At 50.5% G+C, this 4,834-nt stretch carries 1 protein-coding gene; it reads left to right on the top strand.

The annotated features are described in order from the left end of the window. Positions 1-495 precede the first annotated feature (495 nt). On the top strand, positions 496-4,834 hold a 4,339-nt coding region (locus HWQ67_RS13175), incomplete at its 3' end, for a DUF4011 domain-containing protein (RefSeq protein ID WP_218253152.1).

Genomic DNA, 4,834 nt, shown 5'->3' with positions numbered 1-4,834 from the left:
TAACGGGCGTGCTTTCACCCAAGCCAATTTCCGTAGGAAATTGGCGCAGCGCGCCCAAAACGCCCCGCAGGGGCACTCCTGGAGGGCGGCAGCCCGACTGAGAGCTGATAGATTTGAATACGTGTGGATGAAAAACTCATACGTTTGGCTCCATCAAATTAAGAACAGGTTTTTAATTCAAAGCCTTTAATGGTATAACTGGATAGTTGGTTGGCTCTTCCTTTACTGAAATTACATGATTTTGGTGGTTTGTTGCGGAGTAAAAATGAGTGGCAGTATTGACTCTGGCCGCGATTACAAAATGGCTGTTTTCTCCCGGGGGGGAGTGATGCTTGCTGACCTGTTTTGACATGATCCGCACCTCCGTTGGCCGACCATTATGTGTGCTTTGTCTAAACGAGGCAAGCCCGCTTGTTTGATAAATTCTGGAGGGTCAGAATAAATTCATGTTTATGTTTTGTGTGGTTACTTGTTTTAGACGACGTGGAGGGTGATATGAAGTCGCTACACCGTGTTGATGTAGATTCCACCGGTCAAGTCGGTACCAAACAGATGCCGTCTGATGGTATAGAGGGCACTGACCCAACCCCAATCATGCTGAATGCTGCTATCGCTCCCAAGATTTCCTTTGCCTTCTATCAAAACTCGGTACCGGTGTTGAGAGAGGTCGTCATCATCAACGACGGCAATGAGGTGCTAGACGACCTGGAATTGATAATATCCTCTGATCCCCCCTTTATAAAGACCCATACTTGGCATATCGCAAGAGTGGGTGCCAAACAGCGTTACCATATTCCCAAGATGGATGTCGATCTGGATGGTGGTCTGCTGGCCAGATTGACGGAGGCAGAAAAAGCAACAGCTCTTTTGGTCCTTCGGCAGGCTGACCTTGAACGATCTCGGTTGGAGATACCCATCGAAATGCTGGCGCGCAACCAGTGGGGAGGCATCGGCTCAGTACCTGAATTGGTGGGTGCGTTTGTTCAGCCCAACGACCCGGCTGTTGACAAGGTACTCAAAAAATCGGCCGAGGTTTTGCGTAAACACGGCAAGGATTCCGCTTTGAACGGTTACGCTCGAGGCACAAAGGGACGGGCATGGGAGTTGCTTTCGGCGGTGTGGAGTGCAGTCTGCTCTTTTGGGCTTGAATATGCTTTGCCAGCATCCAGTTTTGAGAAGGAGGGACAGAAAGTCCGATCGCCAAGCCAAGTTTGCAACGGTGGTATTGCCACCTGTTTGGACATGACTTTGTTGTTTGCCGGTTGCCTGGAACAGTGTGGGCTCAATCCGATCATCGTTTTCACCCACGGCCACTCGTTTATTGGTTGCTGGTTGATTGCCGAAGAATTCTCCACAGCTATAGTGGATGACGCTTCCGTTTTGCGGAAACGAGGCAAGTTGGATGAATTGGTGGTGTTTGAGACTACACTGTCTTGCCAACGACCCGCCCCGACCTTTAAAACGGCGATTGAACACGGTTTTCAACTGATTGCCGAGACCGAATCAGACAAGTTTGAATTGGCGGTTGATATTCGACGAACCAGAATGCAACGAATTCGTCCATTGGCCAGCACGGAAGTAGTGGACACAGGAGTAGCTGACGCTATTCCCGAACAGACAGAACCGGTATTTGAAAATGCGCCTGATTGGGGCGAGATTGCCCTCCGTCCTATCGACATCAGTGAACGGATCCATGGACGACTGGGGCACTGGCAACGCAAGCTTCTTGACCTTTCGTTGCGCAACACATTGTTAAATTTCAAGGTTGGCAAAAGAGCCATTGTCTTGGATGCTCCTGATCCTGGCAGGTTTGAGGACTGCTTGGCCAGCGGACGTCAATTCAAGATATTGCCGCGACCAGATATGGGAAATGGACGAGATCCCAGAAACCTTGCCCTTCATGAGGCACGCCATCATGAGAATGCCCGACTTGAAATGACCATGGATGCGTTAGAACGGGATGAACTGTTTGTCGACCTGGCGGAGAAGGAACTTGACAGTCGATTAGTGGAGATTTACCGCAGTTCCCGCTTGGCTCTCCAGGAAGGGGGAGCCAACACGCTTTTTCTGGTACTGGGTTTCCTTTCCTGGATCCCGACGGGTAAGGAGATTAGATACCGTGCCCCGTTGATCCTTGTACCGGTTACGCTGGAACGTCGCAGTGTCCGTTCCGGATTCCGTCTGGAGTTACTCGATGACGAGTCACGTTTCAACCTGACCCTTCTGGAGATGTTGCGTCAGGACTTTAAACTGGTTATTCCCGGTCTGGACGGCGAATTGCCAAAAGATGACTCCGGACTGGATATTGCTCGTATCTGGCGAATGGTACGTGAATCCGTCAAGGATATGTCCGGTTTCGAGGTTGTTGAGGATGTCATTCTTAGTGTCTTTAGCTTTGCCAAATATCTAATGTGGAAGGATTTGGTTGATCGCACAGAGAGCTTGAAACGTAATCCGGTCGTCCAGCATTTGCTTGATACCCCCCGTGAAACCTACCCGGCTACCGTCCCCTTTCCAGAACCCCGCAGTCTGGATGCGAGTGTTGATCCGACTACCCTTTTTACCCCGCTATCAACCGATAGCTCTCAGTTGGCGGCGGTTATAGCAGCCGATAAAGGCAAAGATTTTGTCTTGATTGGACCACCAGGAACGGGCAAGTCACAAACCATCGCTAATCTGATCGCCCAATGTGTGGCGGCAGGCAAATCGGTGTTGTTTGTCGCAGAGAAGAGTGCAGCATTGGATGTCGTTTACCGTCGGCTTCATTCAAAAGAGGTCAATCTGGGGGAATTTTGCCTGGAGTTGCACAGCAATAAAGCCAGGAAAGCAGACGTGCTGGCCCAGTTGCAAATGGCGTGGGAGGCCAAAGGGGCTGTCGACCAGGGGGAGTGGCAACTACGGGCGCAGCAACTTAAACAGGTGCGTGCCGAGTTGAATCTCTTTGTTGAACGGTTGCACCGAGTACAAAGAAACGGCCTGACCGCTTTTATGGCCATTGGTCGAGTCATTCATGAACGCGACATGTCGGCAGTGGAACTCTCCTGGCCTACTGTTGACATCCATGATCGAGAGAGTCTGGAAGAGTTGCGCCAGTTGGCGGATAGGTTGGATGTCAACGCCGCCGAGGTTGGGCAGATTACCAAAAGCCCCCTGGCGGCGATCACGCGCAGTGAATGGTCTCCTGGGTGGCAATCGTCTTTGATGAGTACCGCACGGCTGTTGATTGCAGCGTATGGGGAGCTTGATCAAGCGGTTGCGTATTTTTCTGGACCAATCAATCTCCCTGCAGTCACGTTGGATGCAACTGGGCGACAAAAGCTAAAAACGCTGGCCATGGTGTTGATTTCGGCAACCGAATTGATGGATCGTTTGGATGCCGGTGCCATAGGGATCGGGAAGGTTGCCAACAATCCGCTGGCAGCAATCCCTCGTAGCGAATGGTCTCCTGAGTGGCAGTCGTCACTGATGGGTGCTGCACGGCAGGTGATTTCAATATGCGAACAATTCGATCAAACGATAAAACAATTCGCCTCCACCATCGGTTTTTCCTTGATCACGCTGGATAGGAGTGGACGGCATGAATTAAAAATATTGGCTGAATTATTACTTTGTGCGCCGGAACAGGATTGGCTCTTTGTGCTACGTACCGATATTCAAAGCATTATCGATAGGTTGATCGGTGGGCTTGACCTGGTGGATCGTCGACAGGTTTTAGTTGATTCGTTGTCGCTGCCTTATATATTAAACCATGCACTGCAAGTCGATCTGGTTGGTTTACGGACAATGTGGCAGGAGGCAGAAAAAACTTGGTGGCCGAGGAGTGTACTGCTCAAGAATCGGGTACGCAAACATCTGGTTGCTGTGTGCGAATCTGGCATGCAGGCGGAGCCGAATTGTGTCCATGACTTGGCTGCGTTGGTCGAGATTAAGGAATTGGACCAAGAGCTTAAAAAGTTTAATGATTTATCAATAAAAACCTCTGGTTTGTGGCGATTTTCAGGAACCCGGCGCGCAGAGGTGGAGAACATTATTCGCTTTTATCACCATTTGTCCACTGTAATGGGTAGCCTGGGCTCCACAACCGAGTTGTTGGCCACTCTCCAGGGAGCAGTGAGACGATTGCTCGGCGATGCCAACCCGTTGTTTAAGACAGGGGGTACGGTTGCGGTAACCGGTAAACGGTTGATCGAAGTACTTACCCGTTTTGATGGATTGGCTGCCAACCTGATCGGATTGGTGAGCGGGAAGGAGGTAGTGCCGAATCGTGTGACACCGTCAATGCTGCTTCAATTCTGCAAAGGAATTATTGCCAGGGAACCTAAGTTGCGTGCTTGGTGTGCCTGGCGGAAAAGTCGTGACGAGGCCATTGTGGCTGGGCTTGGACCTTTACTGGCGGGGATTGAAAATGGGATGGTGCCAATTGGTATGGTACAACGATCTTTTGAGGTCAACTATTGTCGATGGTGGCTCAGTACCCTAGTGGATCATGATGAGGTGTTGCGCAACTTTGTCCCGGCAGAACATACACGCAAAATAGAGGCTTTCAAGGCATTGGACGATACGTTCAATCGCTTAACCCGCCAGATGATTCGGGCGAGGTTGTGTGCGACTTTGCCCAATCAGCATGATGTCAAACGGTCGTCGGAATGGGGTATTCTGCGCCACGAGATCGGAAAGAAACGTCGGCACATGCCCTTGCGTCAGTTGATTGGTTCTCTGCCAAATGTAAGCGTCCATTTATCCCCAGGGTACCCATTTTTTCTGAACGGTGAGACCATCTCCAACATTCACAATTTTGGGAGGTCGACATGGACAAAAATGGAATCAGAGAACC

The organism is Candidatus Magnetobacterium casense, assembly GCF_019173545.1.
Taxonomy (GTDB): Bacteria; Nitrospirota; Thermodesulfovibrionia; order Thermodesulfovibrionales; family Magnetobacteriaceae; genus Magnetobacterium; species Magnetobacterium cryptolimnobacter.
This window is presented reverse-complemented; position numbering and strand designations above follow the sequence as displayed.